Here is a 23,119-nt window from a genome sequence, read left to right as displayed (position 1 = left end):
AACCGGCCGGTATATTATCGCCGCCCCCCGTGTGCCCTTCCGCCGGAATCGATCCCATGCGTCCAGTGTTTCCTCTGCTTGCCCTCGTCGCGGCGCTCGCCCTGACACCGCCCGTCCTGGCGCAGTCCGCGCCCGTCGACATCGGCGTGGGCGCGTCCGCCACGCGCGAGAACGAGACCACCTTCGTCGCCACCGCGGCCTGGCTGCCGGAATGGCGCCGGACCGAGAACGGCGTACTGCGCTGGGAACTGGGCGCGGTCTACGTGCGCGGCCGCGACAACACCCGGTTCGACCTGTCCGAAGACGCCGGCGTCTTCCATGGCGGCGCCCGCTATGAGCGCGACAATGGTTTCGTCGCCGGCTTCGGCGTCGGCGTGCAGGCCGGGCGCACCAGCGCGCTGTCGGGCAACCCGCAGTTCGTCAGCACGGTGGGCTGGCGCTGGGACCGCGTCTCGCTGCTGGCCCGGCACATCTCCAATGCCAGCATCAAGCAGCCCAACGACGGCGAGACGATGCTCGTCGCGGTGTGGCGCTTCCGCTGAGTCCGGTCGACCGGATGGCGGCATCCGCCCGGTCGGTCCGGCGTGGCAGCACGCCGCGGGCCTTGCCCGCATTGCCAGGCCCATCGCTTGCCGCCTGCGGATTTTTTCTCGCACGCGGCCCTTGTAATCCCTGACACCGCGCCCACATCACGCCCCGTCCCCGGCGTTCCGGGGTGCGTGCGTCCGCGATGCTGGCAGTCTCCATGGCCGAGTGCCAATCCGAGTGCTAGAATCGGCGCCCGTTTTCTTGATAATCAATCACTTAGAGAGGGTTGAAATGAGCAATCTGAAGCCGTTGTACGACCGCATCGTGGTCAAGCCCGTCGAAGCCGAAGAAAAGAGCGCCGGCGGCATCCTGATCCCGGACAACGCCAAGGAAAAGCCGACCAAGGGCGAGATCGTCGCCGTCGGTGAAGGCAAGGCCCTGGACAACGGCAGCGTCCGCGCGCCGAAGGTCAAGGTCGGCGACATCGTGATCTACGGCCAGTACGCCGGCAGCGCCTACAAGGCCGACGGCATCGAATACAAGATCGTGAAAGAAGACGACATCCTCGCGATCGTCGGTTGATTGAGACGCGGTGATTCGTGATTGGTGATGGGTGATTCGTCAGAGCAAACGCTGACGATCCCCGCCTGTCCGAGTCGCCGCGCCTCGCGCTCTCTCCAATCACGAATCACCAAATTACGAATCACGGAGTTATTCAAATGGCTGCTAAGGAAATCCGCTTCGGCGAAGACGCGCGCTCCAAGATGGTGCGCGGCGTGAACATTCTCGCCAACGCCGTCAAGGCGACCCTGGGCCCGAAGGGCCGCAACGTCGTGCTCGAGAAGAGCTTCGGCGCGCCGACGATCACCAAGGACGGCGTGTCCGTCGCGAAGGAGATCGAACTGGCCGACAAGTTCGAGAACATGGGCGCGCAGATGGTCAAGGAAGTCGCGTCCAAGACCTCCGACAACGCCGGTGACGGCACCACCACCGCGACCGTGCTGGCGCAGGCCCTGATCCGCGAAGGTTCCAAGGCCGTTGCGGCCGGCATGAACCCGATGGACCTCAAGCGCGGTATCGACCAGGCCGTCAAGGCCGCCGTCGCCGAGCTGAAGAACCTGTCCAAGCCGACGGCCGACGACAAGGCGATCGCCCAGGTCGGCACGATCTCCGCCAACTCGGACGAGTCGATCGGCACGATCATCGCCGACGCGATGAAGAAGGTCGGCAAGGAAGGCGTGATCACCGTTGAAGAAGGCTCGGGCCTGGACAACGAACTCGACGTCGTCGAGGGCATGCAGTTCGACCGCGGCTACCTGTCGCCGTACTTCGTCAACAACCAGCAGTCGATGTCGGCCGAACTGGATGACCCCTTCATCCTGCTGTACGACAAGAAGATCTCGAACGTCCGTGACCTGCTGCCCGTGCTGGAAGGCGTGGCCAAGGCCGGCAAGCCGCTGCTGATCGTCGCCGAGGAAGTCGAAGGCGAAGCGCTGGCGACCCTGGTCGTCAACACGATCCGCGGCATCGTTAAGGTCTGCGCCGTCAAGGCACCGGGCTTCGGCGACCGTCGCAAGGCGATGCTGGAAGACATGGCCACCCTGACCGGCGGCACCGTGATTTCCGAGGAAGTGGGTCTGTCGCTCGAGAAGGCGACGATCACCGATCTGGGCCGCGCCAAGAAGGTGCAGGTCTCGAAGGAGAACACCACGATCATCGACGGCGCCGGCGAGACCGGTGGCATCGAAGCGCGCATCAAGCAGATCAAGGCGCAGATCGAAGAGACTTCTTCGGACTACGACCGCGAGAAGCTGCAGGAGCGCGTGGCCAAGCTGGCCGGCGGCGTTGCGGTGATCAAGGTCGGCGCATCGACCGAGATCGAGATGAAGGAAAAGAAGGCCCGCGTCGAAGACGCCCTGCACGCCACGCGCGCAGCGGTCGAAGAAGGCGTGGTCCCCGGTGGTGGCGTGGCGCTGGTGCGCGCGCTGCAGGCGATCGGTCAGCTCAAGGGCGCGAACGAAGACCAGAACCACGGCATCATCATCGCCCTGCGCGCGATGGAAGCGCCGCTGCGCGAGATCGTCACCAACTGCGGTGAAGAGCCGAGCGTCGTGCTCAACGCGGTCAAGGACGGCACCGGCAACTACGGCTACAACGCCGCGACCGGCGAATACGGCGACATGATCGCGTTCGGCATCCTGGACCCGACCAAGGTCACCCGTTCGGCCCTGCAGAACGCGGCCTCGATCGCCGGTCTGATGATCACGACCGAAGCGATGGTCGCCGAGCTGCCGAAGAAGGAAGAGCCGGCGATGCCGGGCGGCGGCGGCATGGGTGGCATGGGCGGTATGGATTTCTGATCCAGCCCCACCCGGTTGCACCGTGACACGAGGAACCCCGCCGCGAGGCGGGGTTTTTCTTTGGCTTCGCCCCGACAGCTAGGTGCATCACCCGGTGCGCATATGCGCCATCCAGCGGCACGCCGCGATGTGGCGTGAGGCGTGCCGTTCGAGACACCGGGGCGTGCCGCCGGTGCCTGCCTCCCTGATCGTGGTCGACAATTTCCTCTCGGCCCAGGATGCCGATTCCCTGTGCGATCCCGGTCTCGGCCTGACCGATCCCGACCTGCAAGGCGCATTGCCCGGCCGCAATTCGCTGGAATGCATCCACGTTCTGGCACTCGTGCCTGTCGTGTCGCAGCTGGTCGGTGGGCCGCTGCGGCCGATCAACGCCCATGCGAAGTCCCCATCGTCCGTGCCGGTGACGCGGAGCCAGGGGCGCGTGCACATCGACAGTCCCGTCGAATGGTCGGGCTCGCTCTAGTTCAGCCCGCCGCGGGACCGCCAGGGCGGGACCGAGTTCGGTGGTCATCTGCCGACCGGCACCGATCGTGCGCCGCTCAACCGATATCGAATTGCGGGCCATGGGGCTGTCCAGCTACGCGGCGGCGCAGGACGTACTGATCGCCCGCGACAGCAACGACACATCGAGGTGGGCATGCGGACGCGCGTGCCCATGCGCTTCAATCGTCTGGTGCTGCTGCGTCCCTGGGTGTGGCACGGCTCGGACTAGAGCTTCTGACCTGCCTAGAAGATGCCCGCTTCGTGTATCTGCTCTGCTTCACCCATGGCTGAGGCCGTCAACGCGTAGAGACGATCCTCACTGCGGATCGTCCAAGCTGCACGGATGCGTCTTGCCCTCATCGCCAGGTTGCGCACCCATCGCCGCGGCCTGCGCATTGCGGGCATCGTGGTGGCCGTCCTGTACGCGCTGTACCTGATCGGCGCGAACGTCTTCCTCAACAGTGCCTGGGGCGACGGCGTCATCAACAATAAGCCCGAGCGCTATCACGCGCGGTGGGACTGGGCGATGAGCCTGTATCCGGGGCATATCCATGCGCGTGGGATCGTCATGGGCGGGCATGCGCGGACGACGCGCTGGACGATCGCCAGTCCCTCGGCGAACGGCCGCATCAAGATCCTGCCGCTGCTCTGGCGTGAGGTCGCGTTCGGTCGGATCCGTGCGCAGGATGTGTCGGTGCACGTGTCACGCAGCGAGGTCGACCTGCCTTCGACCAAACGCCCGGGCCGCGCGCCGTGGACGTTCCGCTTCGATGCGATTACCACGCCCAGCCTACTGCGCCTGGATTTCTTCGAGGCCCGCGTGACCGGCCATGGCGAGGCGAGATTCGCGTTCGAGAAGGTGCTGCAGGGCGGGCCCATGGAGGTCGGCCGCTCCACGCTGACCATGCCGGACGCGACGCTGTCCGTCGCCGATGTCGTGCTGCTGCGCGAAGGCGCGCTGGATTTCGAACTCGAAATTCCCGCGCACGTGCGCGAGCAGGCGCAGGGCGAGGAGAAGCTGGTGCTGCTCGATGCGCGCATGCGCGTCGACGGACCCGCGCCGGGTGTCGACCTCGTGGCGCGCGACAACGATGCGCTGCCGATCGGTACCGCCGGTGCCGCCGGCCACCTGCGCGCCGATCTGACCCTGACGCGTGGCGTGCTGATGCCGGGGAGCCGGCTGGACTGGTCGGCGCCGGTGTTCTCGCGCACCGCGGAGGGCACCGACGTGCGGCATCCGCTGGGCGTCGCGCTGCGGACGGACGACGACCGCATTCTCGTGGCCGCGCGCGTGCCGGATGGCGAGGGGCGTCCGCCGCGGCTCAAGGCCGATCTCCAGGTCGAAGACCGGCGGTTGGGCCCCGACGACTGGCTGCGCCCCGTACGCGCGGTTTCGGGCCAGGTCGAGGCGCTGTGGCCGGCGGTGCCGCTGCGCTGGATCGACGTGATCCTCAAGGACGTCGACTGGCTGTCGTTCGACGGCCGGGCTGACCTCGACGCCGACGTGAGGCTGCGCGAGGGCGAGCTGGTGTCCGGCAGCCGCATCGACCTGCGCGATACGCGGTTGCAGGCGCGCGTGCTCGACAATCTGTTCCAGGGCCAGGCGCATGCGCGGCTGCGCGTCGAGGGCGGGGACGAGGATGTCGACGACCAGCGCACGCGTATCGACATCGTCATGGACCGGTTCGTGCTGGCGCCCGAAACCGCTCCCGACCAGATCGATCTGCGCGGACGCGACTTCCGCCTCGACCTGGCCTCGACCGGCCGGCTCGCCGAATTCCACGAGCGGCTCGACGCGCGCCTGCGCTTCGACGATGCCGAAGTGCCGGACTTGCGCACCTACAACCGCTATCTGCCCGGCGACAGTGCACGCCTGCTCGGCGGTCGCGGCGTCGCCAGTGGCGATCTGCGCCTCGACAATGCGGGCGAAATGATCCAAGGCCGCATGCAGGTGCGCGGACAAGGCGTGCGCCTGGCGCTCGGTCCGTCGCAGCTGTCGGGCGAAGTGGTCCTCGACAGTCGTCTGTCGCGGATGGAGCGCGTGGGCCGGCATTACACCCTCGACGCGCTGCAGGTGCAGCTGGACGGCGTGCGCCTGGGCGACGCGCGCGATGGCGATACGCCGTGGTGGGCGAGGCTGGCACTGGAGGACGGCACGCTGGCCTGGGCCGAACCGTTCGAAGTGACCGGCCGCGGCCGCGTCGACATGCGCGATGTCAGCGTGCTGCTCGGCCTGTTCGCCGAGCAGAGTGCGTTCCCGCGCTGGATCGGGCGCCTGATCGATTCGGGCGAAGCGCATGCGACCGGCAATCTGCGCATGCGCGAGCACGAGGTCGTGTTCGACAACGTCGAGGCGCACAACGACCGCATCGACATGCGCGCGCGACTGCGCATCGCGGACGGCACGCCCAATGGCGATCTCTACGCGCGCTGGGGTGTGCTCGGCATGGGCGTCGAACTGCAGGGCGGCGACCGCACCCTGCACATCGCCGGCGCACGCGACTGGTACGAAGGACGTCCGGCGCTGCTGCCCGACGAGTAACGCGCGCCACGGAGGTCCGCCGCACGCACGATAGACTGGGCGGATGCAAACCTCATTGATCGTCATCGACGACTTTCTCGCCCAGGCCGACGCGCTTTCGCTGCGGCAGGCCGCGCTCGGGTTGACGTATCCCGACCTGCAGGGCGCGTTTCCGGGGCGGAATTCGCTGGAGCGCATCCAGATTCCCGGCCTTGCGCAGGTGATTTCGCAGCGCGTGGGTGAACCGCTGCGACCCGTCGAACCGCTGCAGTCGCATGGGAAGTTCAGAATCTCGAAGAGCGGTGATGTGGGCGAGGGACGGGTCCACATCGATGGGCCGGTGTACTGGTCCGGCATCCTCTATCTCAGCCTGCCCGAGCATTGTCACGGCGGCACCGAGTTTTTCCGGCACCTGCCGACCGGGACCGACCACGCACCCCGCAACGACGCCGAACTCCACGCGATGGGGCTCTCCAGCTACGACGCCGTGCAGAGCGAGCTGATCGCCCGGGACAGCAACGACTCGTCGAAATGGGAGATGACGATGCGCGTGCCGATGCGCTTCAACCGGCTGGTCCTGCTGCGGCCATGGCTGTGGCACAGCGCCGGCGAGGTCTTCGGCGACCGCATGGACAATGCGCGTCTGGTCTATCTGATGTTTTTCGCACCTGCGTGACGCGGCTTGGTCGCAGATGAAACATTAGGCGGCATGCACCCGCGCGTGATATCAAGTCCGCCGATGACGATCTTCCACACCCGTTCCTATTGGTACGCACGATTTCCGAAGCCCCGGCGGCGGACGGCATGCGCGTGACCTGAAGATCGAATCAGACGCATTCCCGAAAGCCGCCAGTGCACACCTGGCGGCTTTTTTGTTGGCCGTCGTGCGCCCCACACGATTCACGGAGACTCCCATGCCCCCCCACACCGACGACCTGCGCATCCGTGCGCTGCAGCCCCTGGCGCCGCCTGCCGACCTGATCGCCGAACTGCCGTGCGATGCGGCGATGTCGGCGACGGTTTCCGATGCACGCGCGGCCTGCCACGCCATCCTGCATGGCGACGACGACCGCCTGATCGTCGTCGTCGGCCCGTGCTCGATCCATGATCCGGTCGCGGCGATGGCGTACGCGCACCGCCTGCGCGCGCTGCGCGATACGCATGGCGACGCGCTGGAACTGGTGATGCGCGTGTACTTCGAAAAGCCCCGCACCACCGTGGGCTGGAAAGGCCTGATCAACGATCCGGATCTCGACGGCAGCTTCCGCATCGACACGGGCCTGCGCCTGGCGCGCGGTCTGCTGCGCGAGATCAACGCGCTGGGCCTGCCGGCGGGCGTGGAATTCCTCGACATCATCAGCCCGCAGTACCTCGCCGATCTGGTCGCGTGGGGCGCGATCGGTGCGCGCACTACCGAAAGCCAGGTGCATCGCGAACTGGCATCGGGCCTGTCGTGTCCGGTCGGCTTCAAGAACGGCACCGGCGGCGATGTGCGCATCGCGGTCGATGCGGTGGGCGCGGCCTCGCATCCGCATCATTTCCTGGCGATCGGCAAGGACGGGCGCGCGGCGATCGCCACGACCGCCGGCAATCCCGATTGCCACGTGATCCTGCGCGGCGGCGCGCAGCCCAACTACGACGCGGCCAGCGTCGCGGCAGCGGCCGGCGTGCTACAGGCGCAGGGGCGGCGTGCGGCGCTGATGATCGACGCCAGTCATGCCAACAGCGGCAAGAACCCGGACAACCAGCCGGCGGTGATCGACGACATCGCGCGCCAGGTGGCGGGTGGTGGCACGCCGATCGTCGGCGCGATGATCGAAAGCCATCTGGTCGCGGGCAAGCAGGCGCTGGTCCCGGGCCAGCCGCTGGTCTACGGGCAGAGCATCACCGACGGCTGCATCGACTGGGCGACGACGGTGCGCGTGCTCGACCGGCTGGCCGATGCGGTGCGTGAGCGGCGTGCCCGGGCCGACGCGCAGGCGGCCTGAGTGATCAAGGCGTACGCGCGCGATGCCGTGTCCTGGAATACCGCCGGTGCGCAAGCACGTGCCGGCGGAAAAGCGTCAGGCCGCTTCGCCCGCCGCCATGCCCGAGGCCCAGGCCCACTGGAAGTTGTAGCCCCCGAGCCAGCCGGTGACGTCGAGCACTTCGCCGACGAAGAACAGGCCCGGCACCTGCCGCGATTCCATCGTCCGTGACGACACGCCATCGGTATCCACGCCGCCCAGCGTGACCTCGGCAGTGCGATAGCCCTCGGTGCCGCTGGCGACCAGCGGCCAGGCCTGCAGCAGCGCGGCGGTGTCCTGCAGCTGCGGCGGCGTGAACTGTTTCATCGGCCGGTTGGGCAGCCAGATCTCGCACAGGCGCTGGGCGAAGCGGCGCGGCATCAGTTCGGCCAGCACGTTCTTGAGTTCGGTGCCGGGGCGTTCGGCCTGCTGCGTCTGCAGCCATGCCAGCGCATCGCGGCCGGGCAGCAGATCCAGACGCAGGTCGTCGCCCGGTTGCCAGTACGAGGAGATCTGCAGGATCGCCGGTCCGCTGATGCCGCGGTGGGTGACCAGCATGCGGTTGCGGAAGAACGCGCCGTTGCAGCCGGCTTCGACATCCAGCGCGACGCCCGACAGGTCGTCCAGCCGTTCCTGGTGCTTGCCGCTGAGCGTGAGCGGCACCAGGCCTGCGCGCGTAGGCAGCAGGGCATGGCCGAAGTGGCGGGCGATCTCGTAGCCGAACCCGGTCGCGCCCATGCTCGGAATCGACAGTCCGCCCGTCGCCACGATCACCGAGGCGCTGTGCAGTCGACCGATGGCGGTGTCGAGCACGAAACCGTCGTCGACGCGACGCGGCAGCTGCACCGCGCAGTGTGTGCGCACCTGCACGCCCGCGCCGGTGGCTTCGTCGAGCAGCAACTGCACGATCTGCTTCGACGCGCCGTCGCAGAACAGCTGGCCCAGTTCCTTCTCGTGCCAGGCGATGCCGTGGGCGTCGACGAGATCGATGAAATCCTGCGGCGTATACCGCGCCAGCGCGGACTTGCAGAAGTGCGGATTCGTCGACAGGTACTGCGCCGGCGTGGTGCCGGTATTGGTGAAATTGCAGTGCCCGCCGCCGGACATCAGGATCTTCTTGCCGACCTTGTTCGCATGGTCGAGCACCAGCACCCGGCGCCCGCGTCGTCCGGCCGCGATCGCGGCCATCAGCCCGGCCGCACCCGCACCGATGACGATGACGTCCCAGTCGTAGGTCGGCGGCGGTGTGGGGGACACGGACATGGCAGGGCGGCGGCAAGGGGCCGCGCAGTGTAGGGGCTGACGCCGGTCGATGCCCTGGTGGGCAGGACGCGACGTCCCGGCCGGGCCGCGTGCGAGCCGGGCGTGTGGCATTCCGGGCGGCCTGTCGCGTCCCTCACATGCGCGTGCCTAGGCTGCGCGCGTCTCCTTCGGCAGCGACTCCATGGATCTCAAAAGCGGCTATCCGTTCTGGGCCATCCGCAACGGCCTGATGCAGGCCATGCCCAAACTCGACACCGACCTGCGCTGCGATGTGCTGGTCATCGGCGGCGGCATCACCGGCGCGCTGATCGCGGACGATCTGATTGCCCACGGCCACGACACCGTCGTCGTCGAGCAGCGCGACATCGCCTGGGGCAGCACCGCGGCGAGTACCGCGCTGCTGCAGTACGAGATCGATACCCACCTGGTGGACCTGGCGCGTCGTTATGGCGAAGCGGATGCGGGGCTGGCCTACCGCGCCTGCGGCGAGGCCATCGATCTGCTGGCCGAACTCGCGCGCGGCGTGCGCGACGTCGATTTCGAGCGCACCGACAGCCTGTACTACGCCAGCCGGCAGCGGGACGTGCCCGCGCTGCAGGACGAATGCGTCGCGCGCCGGCGCCACGGCTTCGCGGTCGATTACCTCGACCGTGCCGCGATCCAGGCGCGCTACGGCTTCGACGCGCCCGCCGCGCTTTTGAGCACGCAGGCCGCGCAGGTCGATCCCTACCGCTTCGCCTCGCGCCTGCTGGCCCGCTGCGTGCGACGCGGCGGGCAGGTGTTCGACCGCACGCGGATTGTTGATCTGCAGGCGCGCAGCCGTGACGTGCTGGCGACCACCGATGCCGGCGTCGCCGTTCGGGCGCGGCACGTGGTGGTGGCCGCCGGCTACGCCAGCCAGCACTGGCTGCCGAAGCGCGTGGCGCGCAACCGCAGCAGCTATGCCTTCGTGACCGATCCGCTCGACGACGCGCTGCCCGACCTGCTCGCGCGCACGCTGGTCTGGGAAACCGCGCGGCCCTATCTCTACCTGCGCACCACTGCCGACCGTCGCCTGCTGATCGGCGGCGAGGACGACGACGTCGACGTCCCCGCGCGCCGCGACGCCCGCGTCGACGCCAAGGCCCGCCGGCTGATGAAACGCGTGGCGAAGCTGTGGCCGGCGCTCGATCTCGTGCCGACCTTCGCCTGGGCCGGCACTTTCGCCGAAACCGCGGACGGCCTGCCGTACTTCGGTCCGCATCCGGCGACCGGTCCGCGCATCCAGTACGCGATGGCCTACGGCGGCAACGGCATCACCTATTCGATGCTGGGCGCCGGCCTGCTGCGGGCGCTGATCGAGCGGCGTCCGCATCCGCTGGCCCCGCTGTTCGCATTCGAACGCACCGGCTGAGCGCACGCGTTGACGCCGGCCGGCGCGGGTTCGATGATCCGACACCATGACCACCCCGCGCAGCTGGCACCTCTACCTGCTCGAATGCCGCAACGGCAGCTGGTATGCCGGCATCACCAACGATCTCGATGCGCGCTTCTCCGCGCACGTGGCCGGCCGCGGCGCGAAGTACACGCGCGGGAATCCGCCTGTCCGCGTGCTCGCCAGCCGCAGCTATCCGGACCGGAGCAGCGCCTCGCGCGCCGAGTGGCAGCTCAAGCGCCAGCCCCGCGCCCGCAAGCTGGCGTGGCTGCAGGCCGTGCCCGAACTGCCCGCGTCCGCGCTGGAGATCCGCGCCGGCGGACTCGACGATCCGCACGTCGTCGCCCTGCTGCAGGCGCATCTCGACGCGATGGCCCTGCACTCGCCACCCGAAAGCATCCATGCGCTCGACCTGTCCGGCCTGCGCGCCGCCGACGTGTCGTTCTGGAGTGCCTGGCGTGGCGACGCGCTCGCAGGCTGCGGCGCGTTGAAGGATCTCGGCGACGGCCATGGCGAACTCAAGTCGATGCGCACCCACGCCGCGCATCTGCGCCAGGGTGTGGCTGCGGCCCTGCTGGTGCACCTGATGGCGACGGCCCGCGCGCAGGGCTGGCGACGCCTGAGCCTGGAAACCGGCACCGCCGCTGCATTCGCGCCGGCGCATGCGCTCTACGCCCGCCATGGCTTCGAAACCTGTGGGCCGTTCGGTGATTACGTCGACGATCCCTTCAGCACCTTCATGACGCGCACGCTGGACGGTTGAGCGGTGGCGCAGCGCGCGCGCCGGCGTGAACGCGCCGGTCGCACTGGCTATAGTCGTGCGCTGTCGTTTTCCGCAGGTTGTCCATGTCGCACGCGTCCCCCGCATCGCTTCCCACCATCGCCTGCGCAGCGGGCGGCACCGGTGGGCATCTGTTCCCGGCCGAGGCGCTGGCGCGCGAACTGCAGCGTCGCGGGCATCCGGTGGTCATCTACACCGAACGCCGCGGCGCGGCCTACACCCAGGCCTTGGCCGGGCTGGACCATGTCGTACTGCCGGCACGCAGCCTCGAAGGCGGCATGCGCGGCAAGCTCGCGGCCGGGCTGACGATCCTGCGCGCGATCTGGCAGGCGCGCGCCGACATGCGTCGCCGCGACGTGCGCCTGCTGGTCGGCTTCGGCGGCTATCCGAGCTTCGCGCCCGCACTCGCCGCGAAGAGCCTCGGCCTGCCGCTGCTGCTGCACGAGCAGGGCGCGCGCCTGAGCATGGCCAACCGCAAACTGCTGCGTTTCGCCGATGGCGTAGCGACTTCGTTTCCGGCGACGGCCGGTCTGGACGGCGTCGCGGCCGGGCGGGTGTTCGACACCGGCAATCCCGTGCGCAGCGCGATCCTCGAGGCGCGCGGCGACTATCCGGCGCTCGGCCCGGATGTGCCGCTGCGTCTGCTCGTCGTCGGCGGCAGCCAGAGCGCGCGCGTGTTCGGGCAGGTCGTGCCGCCGGCGCTGCTGCAGCTGCCGGAGTCGATCCGCCGGCGCGTGCAGCTTGCGCTGCAGTACAAGGGCGATGACGCCGAGGCCATCGAAACGCAGCTGCGTGGCGCCGGAATCGACGCGACCGTGCGTCCGTTCTTCGACGACATGGGCCCGCGCCTGCGCGATGCGCATCTGGTGATCACGCGCGCCGGCGCGACCACCGCCGCCGACCTGCTGACCATGGGGCGGCCGGCGCTGTTCGTGCCGATTCCGCACGGCGGCTCGCGCGACGAGCAACGCCGCAATGCCGAGGCCCTGGCCGCGGCCGGCGTGGGCTGGTGCGTGCCGGAACCCGAGCTCACCGCGGCGCATCTCACGCGCCTGCTCACGGACGCGTTCGCCTCGCCGCAGGTGCTGCCCGACGCGGCGCGTGCGGCCTTGGCGCTCGGTCGCCCGCAAGCCGCGTCGACGCTGGCCGATCGCGTCGTCGACACCCTGCGCCGGCACGCATGAGCACGCGCCGCGACGACTGCGATGTGCTGGTCGTCGGCGGCGGCCACAACGGCCTGGTGTGCGCGGCCTACCTCGCCGGTGCGGGGCTCGACGTCCGCGTGCTGGAGCGGCGCCCGATCATCGGCGGCGCCGCGGTCACCGAGAGTTTCCATCCGGGATTCCGCAATTCGGTCGCCAGCTACACGGTCAGCCTGCTCAATCCGCAGGTGATCGCCGACCTGCGCCTCGTGCAGCACGGGCTGCGCGTGGTCGAACGGCCCTACGCCAACTTCCTGCCGTTGCCCGACGGGCGCGCGTTCCGGCTCGGCGGCGCGCACGGCGCCGACGAGGTCGCACGCTGGTCGACGCGCGACGCCGAACGGCTGCCGCTGTACTACGCGATGCTCGACCGCGTCGTCGCCGTGCTGCGTGCACTGATGACCCGCACACCGCCGAACGTCAGCGCGGGCTTCGTGCTCGCCGACTGGGTGAATTCGTGGGCGGTCGCGAAGCAGCTCAAGCAGCTGGACATGCGCGGCCGGCGCGACCTGCTCGACCTGTTCACCAAGTCCGCCGGCGAGCTGCTCGACAGCTGGTTCGAGTCCGCGCCGCTGAAGGCCGCGCTGGGCTGGGATTCGGTGGTCGGCAATTTCGCCAGTCCCTACACGCCGGGCTCGGCCTACGTGCTGCTGCATCACGTGTTCGGCGAGGTCAACGGCAAGTCAGGGGTATGGGGGCACGCGATCGGCGGCATGGGTGCGATCAGCGAGGCGATCGCGGCGGAATGTCGCGCGCGCGGCGTGGCGATCGAAACCGACGCGGCGGTGGCGCAGGTGCAGGTCGAGGACGGACGCGCCGTAGGCGTGCTGCTGGAAGACGGGCGTACGCTGCACGCCGGCGCGATCGTCTCCAACCTCAATCCGAAACTGCTGTACCAGCAACTGGTGCCGCGCGCCGCGCTCGACGACGACACCGCGGATCGCATCGGACGTTACCGCTGCGGCTCCGGCACGTTCCGCATGAATGTCGCGCTGTCGGAACTGCCGGACTTCACCGCCGCGCCGGGCACTTCGCTGCAGCCGCATCACCAGAGCGGCATTCTCATCGGTCCGTCGCTGGACTATTTCGAGCGCGCCTATTTCGACGCGAAATCGCGCGCACACAACCCCGGCTGGTCGCGCGCGCCGATCGTCGAACTGGTGATCTCGTCCACGCTCGACGACAGTCTCGCGCCGCCGGGCCAGCATGTCGCCAGCCTGTTCTGCCAGCACGTCAATCCGGTGATCGACGACGCCGATGGCGGCTGGGATGCGCATCGCGACACGGTGGCGCGGCTGATGATCGACACGGTGGATGCGCATGCGCCGAACTTCGCGCGCAGCGTGCTCGGTTTCGAGGCGCTGACGCCGCTGGATCTGGAACGCCGGTTCGGTCTCGTCGGCGGCGACATCTTTCATGGCAGCCTCGGCGCCGACCAGCTGTTCAGTGCGCGGCCGCTGCTGGGGCAGGGCAACTACCGCGGCGCGCTGAAGCAGCTGTACCTGTGCGGCTCGGGCACACATCCGGGGGGCGGCGTGACCGGTCTGCCGGGCCGCAATGCCGCGCGCGAGATCCTGCGGGACAGGGGCCTGCGCCCGCGGCAGCCCTGACCGCGGAGCGGGCGTGTTCAGCCGGCGTCCGGTTTGTGTACCCGCGGGTATCGTTTTGCAGTGCAGCGTGCACATCGGCGACGGCTCTTCCACTATCGCCCTGCACCCGACGTGGGGGAGGGAGCAAGGCCCGCAACCGGTTTACCGGTGGCGGGCTTTTTATTGCCTGCTATCCGCGTCTTTGGGGCGCCAGGCCGCTGCCGGTACCGCACGTATTCGCAGCTGGATGTCATCATCGCCGCGATGAGTCCTACGCCTTCCGACGCGCTCGACGCGCACCTCGCCCGGCTGCTCGACCGCCTGCCGCACTCCGTCCGCGACGATGCAGACGCATCGGCGCGACTGCGCCAACTCGCGATCGCCAGCGATTTCGCCTTCGATGTCCTGCAGCAGCAGCCGGACCTGCTCACCGACCTGCTGCGCGATGACGGCGCCACGCCGCCCGCGCCGCCACGGCTCGATCCGGCGGCGCCGTCCGACTGGCCGGTGCAGCTGCGGCGCTACCGGCGCGCGGGATCGGTGCGGCTGATCTGGCGCGACGTGTTCGGCCTCGACACCGTGGCCGACACCCTGGCCGGCAGCACGCAGCTGGCCGAGACCTGCCTGCAGCTCGGACTCGACGCGCTGGAAGACGCATTCGCCCAGCGCCACGGCCGGGTGCTGGATGCAGATGGCCAGGTCGTGCGTCTGGTGGTGTTCGGGCTGGGCAAGCTGGGCGGCGGCGAACTGAATTTCAGTTCCGACATCGACCTCGTCTACGGCTTCGAATCGGGTGGCGAAAGCGCAGGCGCGAGGCCGCTGGCGGCCGAGGCCTATTTCACCCGCATCGGCCAGCAGCTCGCGCGCCTGCTCGACGAGACCACGGCCGACGGTTTCTGCCATCGCGTCGACCTGCGCCTGCGGCCGTTCGGCAATGCCGGCCGGATCGCGCTGAGCTTCGCGGCGATGGAGCAGTACTTCCAGCGCGAGGGCCGCGACTGGGAACGCTATGCGTGGCAGAAGGCGCGGCCGGTGGCCGGGGATCTGGAGGCGGGCGAACGGTTTCTGGCGCTGCTGCGGCCGTTCGTCTATCGCCGCTATCTGGATTTCGGCGCGCTCGACGGCCTGCGCACGATGAAGGCGATGATCAGCGCCGAGGTCGCGCGCAAGGAGTCGGCCGACGACGTCAAGCGCGGCGACGGCGGCATCCGCGAAGTCGAATTCCTCGCCCAGGCCTTGCAGCTGATCCGCGGCGGGCGTGAGCCCGGCCTGCGCGAGCGCCGTTTGCTGCCGGCGTTGGAGGCCCTGCATGCGGCGCGTCAGGTCTCGGACGAGGCGCTGGCGCAATTGCGCGAGGCATACCTGTTCCTGCGCCGGGTGGAAAACCGGCTGCAGATGCTGCGCGATGCGCAGACCCATGTGCTGCCGTCCGATCCGGTGGACCGGCTGCGGATCGCGTCCGGTCTGGGCTTCGCCGACTGGGAGACGCTGCAGCAGGAACTCCGGCGTCAGCGCGGCCACGTCGCGCACGAGTTCGATGCGCTGCTCGCGGTGCGCAGCCAGCAACGCGAACCCGATGCCGACAACGACCTCGTCGCGTGGTGGGCCGCGCTGCCCGATGGCGGCGATGCGACGACGCTGGCGGCTGCGGGCTTCGACGATGCGACGAACGTGGACGCCGCGCTGCGCGACTTCGCGCGGTCGCCCAGTGTGCGCGACCTGTCCGACAGCGCACGCGCGCGCCTCGACCGGCTGATGCCGGTGCTGTTGCAGGCCTCCGCGCCGGCGGACCGGCCCCTGCAGGCCATCCGCCGCCTGCTCGCGGTGCTGCACAATCTGCTGCGCCGCGCGAGTTATCTGGCCCTGCTCGACGAACAGCCGGCCGCGCTGGCCCGGCTGGTCGGCCTGGTCACGCGCAGCGCGTTTCTGGCCGAACGTCTGGCGGCGCATCCGCTGCTGCTCGACGAACTGCTGGATTCCCGCGTCGAAGGGCCGCTGCCGGGCCGCGACGCGCTGGTCGCCCAGTGCGCGCGCACCTTGAAGCAGCCGGATCTCGAATCCGCACTGTTCACGCTCAACGAGGTGCGCCAGCAGCTGAGTTTCCGGATCGCGCTGGCGACGCTGGACCGGCGGCTGGATGCGCAGGCCGCGACACGCCAGCTGGCCTGGCTGGCCGATGCGGTGGTCGACGTGGTGCTGACCCTGGCGCGTCGCGACCTGGAGCGCGCGCACGGCCGTGTGCGCGATGCGCAGTTCGCGGTGATCGGCTACGGCAGCCTGGGCGGCGAGGAGCTCGGCTTCGGGTCGGATCTGGATCTGGTGTTCCTCTACGACGCACCGGAAGACGCGCAGTCGGACGGGGCGCGGCCGCTCGAAGCGCAACGCTGGGCGACGCGTCTGGCGCAGAAGGTCGTCACCTTGCTGGGCACCGTGACCGGCGGCGGGCGCCTGTACGACGTCGATGTCCGGCTGCGGCCCGATGGCGGCAAGGGGCTGCTGGTCTCGTCGCTGGCCAGTTATGCCGAATACCAGCGCGAGCGGGCCTGGACCTGGGAACACCAGGCGCTCGTGCGGGCGCGGGTCGTGGCCGGGGACGATGCGATGGTGGAATCCTTCGAGGCGGTCCGCCGGGACACCTTGGCCCGGCCGCGCGATGCCGAGACGGTCCGCGACGACGTGGCCGCGATGCGCAGCCGCATGCGCAGCGAACTGGACCGCAGCACGGCGGCACGCTTCGACCTCAAGCAGGGCGATGGCGGCCTGGTGGATCTGGAGTTCCTGGTGCAGTGCCGGGTGCTGCAGGCCGCCCACGCGCACCCGGCGCTGCTTGAGCCGCGATCGACGCTGCAACTGCTGGCCGCGGTCGAGGCCGCCGACCTGCTGGATGCGGGCGACCGCATCGCGCTGGAAGCCGCCCATGCCGCGCTGCTGGCGATCGGCCTGGACTGCATGCTCGACCGTCGCCCCCGCGTCGCGCCGCCTTCGGACGCGTTGGAGGCTGCGCGTGAAACGATCCGTCGCGTGACCCGCTGGCTCTGAACAGGCCGATCTTCATCCGGGATTGGTCGCCCGGTGGTCACACTGTGCGTGTCCCATTGGCGGACGGCGGTCTGGCGACCGCGCCGCCCTTGGGCGCAGGTTTTATGAACGATTCCCGCAGCCTTCGCCTGGAACCTGTACGTCTGTTCTATATTCAGAACGTTCGGGAACTCTTTCCCGTCTTAGCAGTCATATCCATCGACTGCTAACATCCCCTACATGAGCACGCAGACGATGACCCACGCCCTGGTTGCCAACAGCCTGCCGATTCCCAGCCCGCTGGGTTCGCTCGACGCCTACATCGGCGCCGTGCACCAGATCCCGGTGCTGACGGTCGAAGACGAGCAGGCGCTCGCCAAGCGCTATCGCGACGACGACGATCTCGACGCCGCGCGCGAGCTGGTGCATTCGCACCTGCGCTTCGTCGTGCATGTCGCCCGTGGTTACAACGGCTACGGCCTGCCGCTGGGCGATCTGATCCAGGAAGGCAACATCGGCCTGATGAAGGCGGTCAAGCGTTTCGACCCCGAGGTCGGCGTGCGCCTGGTGAGCTTTGCCGTGCACTGGATCCGTGCCGAGATGCACGAGTTCATCCTGAAGAACTGGCGCATCGTCAAGGTCGCCACGACCAAGGCGCAGCGCAAGCTGTTCTTCAACCTGCGCAAGTCCAAGACCCGCCTGGGCTGGTTGAACGCCGCCGAGGTCAAGGCCGTGGCCGCGGACCTCAACGTGTCCGAGCGCGAAGTGCTGGAAATGGAATCGCGCCTGTCGGGCCGCGATATCGGCTTCGATGCGCCGGCTGGCGAGGATGACGACAGCGCGCCGCCCGCGCCGGTCGCCTACCTCGTCGCCCGCGACGAGGATCCGGCGCAGCTGTACGAGCGCACCGACAGCGAGGACAGCAAGCTGGGCCTGCTGCGCGAAGGCATGGCGACGCTGGATGCCCGTTCTCGCGACATCATCAGCCGCCGCTGGCTGGACGACGAGCACAAGGTGACGCTGCAGGAACTGGCTGACGAGTACGGCGTGTCCGCCGAGCGCATCCGCCAGGTCGAGGCCAATGCGCTGAAGAAGATGAAGGCGCTGTTCGCGGCCTGATCCATGCCGCAGCGTGACTGACGAGGCCCGGAGCGATCCGGGCCTTTTCGTTGTCGGCGCGTCGCGGCCGGGTCGGGTTCCGGGGTGACGCATGACAGTGGGATCGCGGAAACCGCGCCGCTAAGCTGGGCTTTCGTGGGTTCCGGTTCCCTGTTCCGTCGTATGTCGCTCTGGATCATCCTTTACGCCTGCGGCGCGGTGCAGGCGCTGCTGCTGTCGATTGCGCTCTGGCGGCGACCGGTCGACGCGGACGCGAATCGCGTACTCGCGGTGTGGCTGCTGCTGATCGCGCTCGATCTCGCAGTGAAGTCGGCGTCGCTCGCCGAGGTCGATCCCGGCCTGCGGGCGATCCGGCACGTGTTCGCGTTCTTCCCGTTCCTCCATGCCAGCCTGTTCTATCTCTATGTGCGCACGCTGGTCGGTGAGCAGCGCGTTGCCTGGCGCGATGGCGTGCACATGCTGGGTTTCGTGGTCGCGCTGGCCTGGTTCTGGACCGCGACCCGGCTGGCGCCGCCCGGCCTGGCGGAGACGATGATCGCGTTCACCCGACGCTGGTTCGATCCGGTTCTCTTCGCCTATGCACTGGCCTACATCGGCGCGTCGCTGCAGCTGCTGGGCCGGTACCGGCGGGCACTGCGGCGACGGCACTCGGATGCCGACCGGCTGTCGATGCGGTGGCTTCGGGTGCTGGCCATCGGCCAACTGGTCATCTGGGGCATCGCAGCCGGCCACTGGCTGGCGCGGCCCGGCTGGATCGACCACGCGCTGATCTACGCCGCCGTTGCGGTCTGGGTGTGCCTGGTCGGCTACTGCAGCCTCGCGCAGCCGCCGGTCGTGGAGATGCCGCTGGCATCGACGACACCCGATGCGGCGCTCCCGGCGTCCGAACCGGTGGACGCTGATCGCGCCCGGGATGTCGAAGCCCGTCTGGCTGCATTGATGACGACGCAGCAGCTGTATCGCGAGCCTGCGCTGACCATCGCGCAGCTGTCGCGCCGCAGCGGCTATCCCGAATACCTGGTGTCGATGGTCATCAACCATCGGCTGGGCGGCAACTTCTGGGACTACGTCAATCGCCACAGGATCGATGCGGCGCGCCGCTGCCTCGCGGATCCGGAGGATCGCCGCACCATTCTGGCGATCGCCTACGACTGCGGATTCACGTCCAAGTCGACCTTCAATGCCGCGTTCAAACGCCTGCAGGGCGAGACCCCGAGCGGCTATCGCCAGCGCCAGTGCGAACAGGCGCCGGTCTGACGGGTCGCCCGGGTTCCAGGATGCCCGGGTAGCGCAGCAGGAGCTCGCAGATCGCGAGGTTCAGCGTCCAGCTCAGCCAGGCGCTGGCGATGTAGACCGGCATGGGCGACAGCTGCAGCAGGCCGATGCCGGTTCCCAGAATCAGGCGCAGCGTCACCGCAGCGAAGGTCAAGGCCACGCTGCGGCACATCCAGCGGCGGTGCCGCGCGATGTCACCGGCAACCGCATGGCGGATGCCCAGCGCCGTGGTGAGCAGCCAGGCGATTGCCAGCAGGACGAAGGCACTGCGGCTGGGCAGTCCGCCCTGTGCGTTGACGGCCAGGGACAGGCCGGAGACGCCGCCGATTATCACGGCGGCCGTATATACCCAGCCGCTGGCGCGGTGCACGGCCGGCCAACGCGCGCGCAGGCGGCCGTTGAGCTGAAACGGCGCCAGCAGCAGGGCCAGTCCGGCGGCGAAGAAGTGCGCGGGTACATCCCAGCCCGAGACCGCGAACTGGGCCGCGAACGGATCCTGCACGCTGTGATGCCGATACAGATAGAGAAACGCGTACGCCGCGACGGCAATCCCCATGAGCGCGAACAGCACTTTGACGCTGCCCCGCATCCACCCCGCCAACCTGTCCATGCCGCCTGCCCCTCACGATGAAGAGGCGACAGATTCGAGTGCGGGCGTGGCCTGGTCGTCCGGATCGGCGGAACCGTACGTGTGCGGTACCGGGTCGGCGGCCCCGGGCGCGATGCAGTCCACCGTTCGGTGCCCGCGGCGCGTGGCGCCTCACCAGGCGGGTTGCTGCCTGGGTCTGGCGCTCAATGCGCGACGCGCGGATGCGCTGCGGCGATCACCACTTGAACAGCACCAGGCTGATCGCCAGCGCGGCCATGCCCGAGACCAGGCCGTAGACCGTCTCGTGGCCCTTGGCGTAACGCTTGGCGGCGGGCAGCAGTTCGTCGAGGGCGAGGAAGACCATGACGCCGGCAATGAGGCCAAAGACGACGCCGAACACGGGCTCGGACAGGAACGGGCGCAGCACGGCGTAACCGATCAGGGCGCCGATCGGTTCGGCCAGACCCGACAGCAGGCAGGCGAGGAAGGCGTAGAGCTTGTTGTTGGTGGCGAAGTACACCGGCACCGCGATCGCGATGCCTTCGGGAATGTTGTGGATCGCGATCGCGAACGCCAGCGGCATGCCGACGCCGGGGTTCTCCAGCGTCGCGAAGAACGTCGCCAGGCCTTCGGGAAAGTTGTGCGCGGTGATCGCCACCGCGGTCAGCAGGCCGACCCGCTTGATGTAGCTGGTGTTGTGCTCGCGAAAGTAGGGATCGTCGACTTCCAGTCGCTCGTGCGGATTGGGCACCAGCCGATCGATCGAGACGATGAAGAGCACGCCGGCGAGGAACGACAGCGTGCCCCAGGTGAAGCCGAGCTGTTCGCCGTAGGCGTTGGTGAAGGCGAGGATCGACTTGTCGAGAATCTCGGTCAGCGACACGTAGACCATCGCGCCGGCCGCGAATGCCAGGCCGAACGACAGCAGGCGCGCATTCGGTTGCTTGGAGAACAGCACCAGCAGGCTGCCGAGGCCCGTCGCGAGGCCGGCCGCGGTGGTCACCGCCAGCGCGATCCAGAAATTATGGGTCGAGACTTCGAGCATGCGCAGGGCCGGAGCGGGGAGGGGCGCGACTCAGTCCGGCGGATTCGGCTGGGAGGGGCGCGCGGCCATGCTATCCGAAGCGTCCGCCGCGTTGTCTGCCGTGTGCGCCTCGGGGCCGACCTCGGGCGCGGGGCCGAAGATGATCCGCGCGCCGCGCTGGTAGGTCCAGTACGCGATCGTCCAGTTGAGCAGCACGGCGACCCGGTTGCGGAAGCCGATCAGGAAGAACACGTGGGCGATCAGCCAGAACCACCAGGCGAGAACGCCCGAGAGCTTGAGCCGGCCGAAATGCACCACCGCCGCCATGCGGCCGATCGTCGCGAGGTTGCCGAAGTCGCGGTAGACGAACGGCGACCGCGGACGGCCGGTGAGGCCGGCGCGGATGTTCGCGGCGACGTGTCGGCCCATCTGCTTGGCCGCGGGTGCGACGCCGGGCACGGGGCGTCCATCGGATTCGACCGCGGCAAGATCGCCGGCGACGAAGATGTCCGGATGGCCCGGCACCGAGAGATCCGGCGCGACGCGGACGCGGCCGGCACGATCGCGCGGCGCATCGAGCAGGGCGCCGAGCGAGGATGCGGCGACGCCGGCTGCCCAGACCACGGTGCGCGCCGGGATGCGGCGCTCGCCGAGCGCATAGCCCTCGGCATCGATGTCGCCCACCGGCGTGCCGGTCAGCACCTCCACGCCCAGCTTCTCCAGCTGGCGACGCGCACGCGCCGACAGATCCTCGGGGAACGAGGACAGCACCCGCGGGCCGGCCTCGATCAGGCGCACCTTCGCTTCGGCAGGGTCGATGTTGCGGAACTCGCTGCGCAGGGTATGGCGGGCGATCTCGGCCAGCGTGCCGGCCAGCTCGACGCCGGTGGGGCCGCCGCCGACGATCGCGAAGCTCAGCCAGGCCGCGCGCTGTTCCGGATCGGATTCGGCTTCGGCGCGCTCGAATGCCAGCAGCAAGCGGCGGCGCAGGTGCAGGGCATCGTCCAGCGTCTTCAGGCCCGGCGCGTGCTCGGCCCAATGGTCGTTGCCGAAATAGGCATGGGTGGCGCCACTGGCCAGCAGCAGCCGGTCGAAGCCGAGCGTCTGGCCGCCGTCGAGGGTCAGCGTGCGGGCATCGGCCTCGATGCCTTCGACCTCGGCCATGCGCACTTCGACGTTGTCCTGGTCGCGCAGGATGTGCCGCAGCGGCGCCGCAATGTCGGGAGCCGACAGGCCCGCCGTCGCCACCTGGTAGAGCAGCGGCTGGAACAGATGATGGTTGCCACGGTCGATCAGCGTGATCCGCACCGGATCGCGCGCCAGTGCGCGGGCGGCCCAGAGGCCGGCGAATCCACCGCCGACGATGACGACATGGGGGCGATCAGTGTGGGCAGCGTCAGACATTGCGTCGCAGGCGAAACGGGGTGCGTCAGGGTAAACGCCCGGGCGATGTGGCGACGTGGAGGTCTTGCCGAGCGGGATCCGTCGTCAGCGCGGACGGGGTAGTCCCGCCGCCGAGGTTTGCAGCGAGTGTGCGATCGGGAGACGGGGCCGTACGCGCGCAGGCGCATGCATTGCCTGACGGGATCGGACTTTGCCATCCCGCGCACTACGCTTCGCCCGACTGCGTCAGCCGCGTTCCGCGGTGCGTTCACGTCGCTGCTGGTCGATCGGGGCGCGTCGTCATCACATTCTGCGAGGTCGCGGTCCGTTTGCGCTTGGGAGGTGCCGGATCTCGTCCACCCCTGCATCTGGCGGGTGCCACAGGGGGGAGCAAGACGAGCCTCGGCATCGGCGGTGCAGCCACGCATCAATTCGTGGCGCGCTTCTGACGTGGTGGGGCGCCGAGCTGCAGGCGTGTCCGGGCGAAGCTGAGCCGCGCCGGGTCAACGCGTTGTGCAGCGCGAACACACGCCTCGCCCGATCAGGCCTGCAGGCGGACTGCTC

The 23,119-nt window shown here is 69.0% G+C and carries 18 protein-coding genes and 1 pseudogene; 15 read left to right on the top strand and 4 right to left on the bottom strand.

All coding sequences use genetic code 11. The features are described from left to right. The first annotated feature begins 56 nt into the window (after window positions 1-56). The 7 genes from AC3A5K_RS07465 (at window position 57) to AC3A5K_RS07435 (ending at window position 7,880) form a co-directional block, all read left to right on the top strand. Window positions 57-542: an acyloxyacyl hydrolase gene (locus AC3A5K_RS07465; protein WP_487616855.1), complete on the top strand. Its 486-nt coding sequence runs from the start codon at window positions 57-59 to the stop codon at window positions 540-542. A gap of 277 nt (window positions 543-819) precedes the next feature. Further along, window positions 820-1,110 carry a co-chaperone GroES gene (groES, locus tag AC3A5K_RS07460; protein ID WP_487616854.1) on the top strand — a complete coding sequence of 97 codons (291 nt, stop codon included), beginning with the start codon at window positions 820-822 and terminating at the stop codon, window positions 1,108-1,110. A gap of 137 nt (window positions 1,111-1,247) precedes the next feature. Next, a complete protein-coding gene (groL, locus tag AC3A5K_RS07455; protein ID WP_487616853.1) occupies window positions 1,248-2,888 on the top strand; it encodes a chaperonin GroEL in 1,641 nt (546 codons plus the stop codon). A 172-nt stretch (window positions 2,889-3,060) separates the two neighbouring features. Next, window positions 3,061-3,351, top strand: a complete 291-nt coding sequence (locus AC3A5K_RS07450; protein ID WP_487616852.1) for a hypothetical protein — start codon at window positions 3,061-3,063, stop codon at window positions 3,349-3,351. 363 nt (window positions 3,352-3,714) lie between these two features. Then, window positions 3,715-5,913, top strand: a complete 2,199-nt coding sequence (locus tag AC3A5K_RS07445; protein WP_487616851.1) for a hypothetical protein — start codon at window positions 3,715-3,717, stop codon at window positions 5,911-5,913. A 43-nt stretch (window positions 5,914-5,956) separates the two neighbouring features. Continuing rightward, complete coding sequence (locus AC3A5K_RS07440; protein ID WP_487616850.1) at window positions 5,957-6,568, top strand: DUF6445 family protein; 612 nt, start codon at window positions 5,957-5,959, stop codon at window positions 6,566-6,568. A 238-nt stretch (window positions 6,569-6,806) separates the two neighbouring features. Beyond that, on the top strand, window positions 6,807-7,880 hold the full coding sequence (locus tag AC3A5K_RS07435) for a 3-deoxy-7-phosphoheptulonate synthase (RefSeq protein ID WP_487616849.1): 1,074 nt from the start codon (window positions 6,807-6,809) through the stop codon (window positions 7,878-7,880). Between the two features lie 75 nt (window positions 7,881-7,955). On the opposite strand, the gene AC3A5K_RS07430 is transcribed toward AC3A5K_RS07435, so the two are convergent. Beyond that, on the bottom strand, window positions 7,956-9,161 hold the full coding sequence (locus AC3A5K_RS07430) for a BaiN/RdsA family NAD(P)/FAD-dependent oxidoreductase (RefSeq protein WP_487616848.1): 1,206 nt from the start codon (window positions 9,159-9,161) through the stop codon (window positions 7,956-7,958). A gap of 181 nt (window positions 9,162-9,342) precedes the next feature. On the opposite strand from AC3A5K_RS07430, the gene AC3A5K_RS07425 reads away from it, so the two are divergent. From AC3A5K_RS07425 to AC3A5K_RS07390, 8 genes and pseudogenes are all read left to right on the top strand, one after another. Beyond that, window positions 9,343-10,554, top strand: coding sequence for an NAD(P)/FAD-dependent oxidoreductase (locus AC3A5K_RS07425; protein ID WP_487616847.1), 1,212 nt, complete (start codon window positions 9,343-9,345; stop codon window positions 10,552-10,554). Window positions 10,555-10,600: 46 nt separating this feature from the next. Beyond that, window positions 10,601-10,858 (top strand): annotated as a pseudogene (locus tag AC3A5K_RS07420) (GIY-YIG nuclease family protein); the annotation flags it as partial. A gap of 87 nt (window positions 10,859-10,945) precedes the next feature. After that, on the top strand, window positions 10,946-11,338 hold the full coding sequence (locus AC3A5K_RS07415; RefSeq protein WP_487617079.1) for a GNAT family N-acetyltransferase: 393 nt from the start codon (window positions 10,946-10,948) through the stop codon (window positions 11,336-11,338). Window positions 11,339-11,421: 83 nt separating this feature from the next. Beyond that, entirely contained in the window at window positions 11,422-12,540 is a 1,119-nt protein-coding gene (locus AC3A5K_RS07410; protein ID WP_487616846.1) for a UDP-N-acetylglucosamine--N-acetylmuramyl-(pentapeptide) pyrophosphoryl-undecaprenol N-acetylglucosamine transferase, read from the top strand. Beyond that, window positions 12,537-14,168, top strand: coding sequence for a phytoene desaturase family protein (locus tag AC3A5K_RS07405; protein ID WP_487616845.1), 1,632 nt, complete (start codon window positions 12,537-12,539; stop codon window positions 14,166-14,168). Before AC3A5K_RS07410 ends, AC3A5K_RS07405 begins: the two co-directional genes overlap by 4 nt. Before the next feature lie 243 nt (window positions 14,169-14,411). Further along, window positions 14,412-17,186, top strand: a complete 2,775-nt coding sequence (glnE, locus tag AC3A5K_RS07400) for a bifunctional [glutamate--ammonia ligase]-adenylyl-L-tyrosine phosphorylase/[glutamate--ammonia-ligase] adenylyltransferase (RefSeq protein ID WP_487616844.1) — start codon at window positions 14,412-14,414, stop codon at window positions 17,184-17,186. Between the two features lie 219 nt (window positions 17,187-17,405). Next, complete coding sequence (rpoH, locus tag AC3A5K_RS07395) at window positions 17,406-18,284, top strand: RNA polymerase sigma factor RpoH (RefSeq protein WP_487616843.1); 879 nt, start codon at window positions 17,406-17,408, stop codon at window positions 18,282-18,284. A 162-nt stretch (window positions 18,285-18,446) separates the two neighbouring features. After that, window positions 18,447-19,541 carry a helix-turn-helix domain-containing protein gene (locus AC3A5K_RS07390; RefSeq protein ID WP_487616842.1) on the top strand — a complete coding sequence of 365 codons (1,095 nt, stop codon included), beginning with the start codon at window positions 18,447-18,449 and terminating at the stop codon, window positions 19,539-19,541. Here the strand turns inward: AC3A5K_RS07390 and AC3A5K_RS07385 are convergent. From AC3A5K_RS07385 to AC3A5K_RS07375, 3 genes are all read right to left on the bottom strand, one after another. Then, on the bottom strand, window positions 19,474-20,148 hold the full coding sequence (locus AC3A5K_RS07385) for a DUF2306 domain-containing protein (protein ID WP_487616841.1): 675 nt from the start codon (window positions 20,146-20,148) through the stop codon (window positions 19,474-19,476). The two genes, AC3A5K_RS07390 and AC3A5K_RS07385, sit on opposite strands and share 68 nt — an antisense overlap. A gap of 235 nt (window positions 20,149-20,383) precedes the next feature. Continuing rightward, on the bottom strand, window positions 20,384-21,193 hold the full coding sequence (gene zupT / locus AC3A5K_RS07380; RefSeq protein ID WP_487616840.1) for a zinc transporter ZupT: 810 nt from the start codon (window positions 21,191-21,193) through the stop codon (window positions 20,384-20,386). 30 nt (window positions 21,194-21,223) lie between these two features. Next, complete coding sequence (locus AC3A5K_RS07375) at window positions 21,224-22,576, bottom strand: NAD(P)/FAD-dependent oxidoreductase (RefSeq protein WP_487616839.1); 1,353 nt, start codon at window positions 22,574-22,576, stop codon at window positions 21,224-21,226. Window positions 22,577-23,119 lie beyond the last annotated feature (543 nt).

Source organism: Luteimonas sp. Soil_C_5 (assembly GCF_057656615.1).
The sequence above is the reverse complement of the archived record's forward strand: the minus strand, read 5'-3'. Positions and strand labels throughout refer to the sequence as shown.

What these genes read in the sequence shown, in the direction of transcription:
- AC3A5K_RS07465 (WP_487616855.1), top strand. Translation starts at nt 57, where the DNA reads ATGCGTCCAGTGTTTCCTCTGCTTGCCCTCGTCGCGGCGCTCGCCCTG.
- groES (WP_487616854.1), top strand. Translation starts at nt 820, where the DNA reads ATGAGCAATCTGAAGCCGTTGTACGACCGCATCGTGGTCAAGCCCGTC.
- groL (WP_487616853.1), top strand. Translation starts at nt 1,248, where the DNA reads ATGGCTGCTAAGGAAATCCGCTTCGGCGAAGACGCGCGCTCCAAGATG.
- AC3A5K_RS07445 (WP_487616851.1), top strand. Translation starts at nt 3,715, where the DNA reads ATGCGTCTTGCCCTCATCGCCAGGTTGCGCACCCATCGCCGCGGCCTG.
- AC3A5K_RS07440 (WP_487616850.1), top strand. Translation starts at nt 5,957, where the DNA reads ATGCAAACCTCATTGATCGTCATCGACGACTTTCTCGCCCAGGCCGAC.
- AC3A5K_RS07435 (WP_487616849.1), top strand. Translation starts at nt 6,807, where the DNA reads ATGCCCCCCCACACCGACGACCTGCGCATCCGTGCGCTGCAGCCCCTG.
- AC3A5K_RS07430 (WP_487616848.1), bottom strand. Translation starts at nt 9,161, where the DNA reads ATGTCCGTGTCCCCCACACCGCCGCCGACCTACGACTGGGACGTCATC.
- AC3A5K_RS07425 (WP_487616847.1), top strand. Translation starts at nt 9,343, where the DNA reads ATGGATCTCAAAAGCGGCTATCCGTTCTGGGCCATCCGCAACGGCCTG.
- AC3A5K_RS07415 (WP_487617079.1), top strand. Translation starts at nt 10,946, where the DNA reads ATGGCCCTGCACTCGCCACCCGAAAGCATCCATGCGCTCGACCTGTCC.
- AC3A5K_RS07410 (WP_487616846.1), top strand. Translation starts at nt 11,422, where the DNA reads ATGTCGCACGCGTCCCCCGCATCGCTTCCCACCATCGCCTGCGCAGCG.
- AC3A5K_RS07405 (WP_487616845.1), top strand. Translation starts at nt 12,537, where the DNA reads ATGAGCACGCGCCGCGACGACTGCGATGTGCTGGTCGTCGGCGGCGGC.
- glnE (WP_487616844.1), top strand. Translation starts at nt 14,412, where the DNA reads ATGAGTCCTACGCCTTCCGACGCGCTCGACGCGCACCTCGCCCGGCTG.
- rpoH (WP_487616843.1), top strand. Translation starts at nt 17,406, where the DNA reads ATGAGCACGCAGACGATGACCCACGCCCTGGTTGCCAACAGCCTGCCG.
- AC3A5K_RS07390 (WP_487616842.1), top strand. Translation starts at nt 18,447, where the DNA reads ATGTCGCTCTGGATCATCCTTTACGCCTGCGGCGCGGTGCAGGCGCTG.
- AC3A5K_RS07385 (WP_487616841.1), bottom strand. Translation starts at nt 20,148, where the DNA reads ATGCGGGGCAGCGTCAAAGTGCTGTTCGCGCTCATGGGGATTGCCGTC.
- zupT (WP_487616840.1), bottom strand. Translation starts at nt 21,193, where the DNA reads ATGCTCGAAGTCTCGACCCATAATTTCTGGATCGCGCTGGCGGTGACC.
- AC3A5K_RS07375 (WP_487616839.1), bottom strand. Translation starts at nt 22,576, where the DNA reads ATGTCTGACGCTGCCCACACTGATCGCCCCCATGTCGTCATCGTCGGC.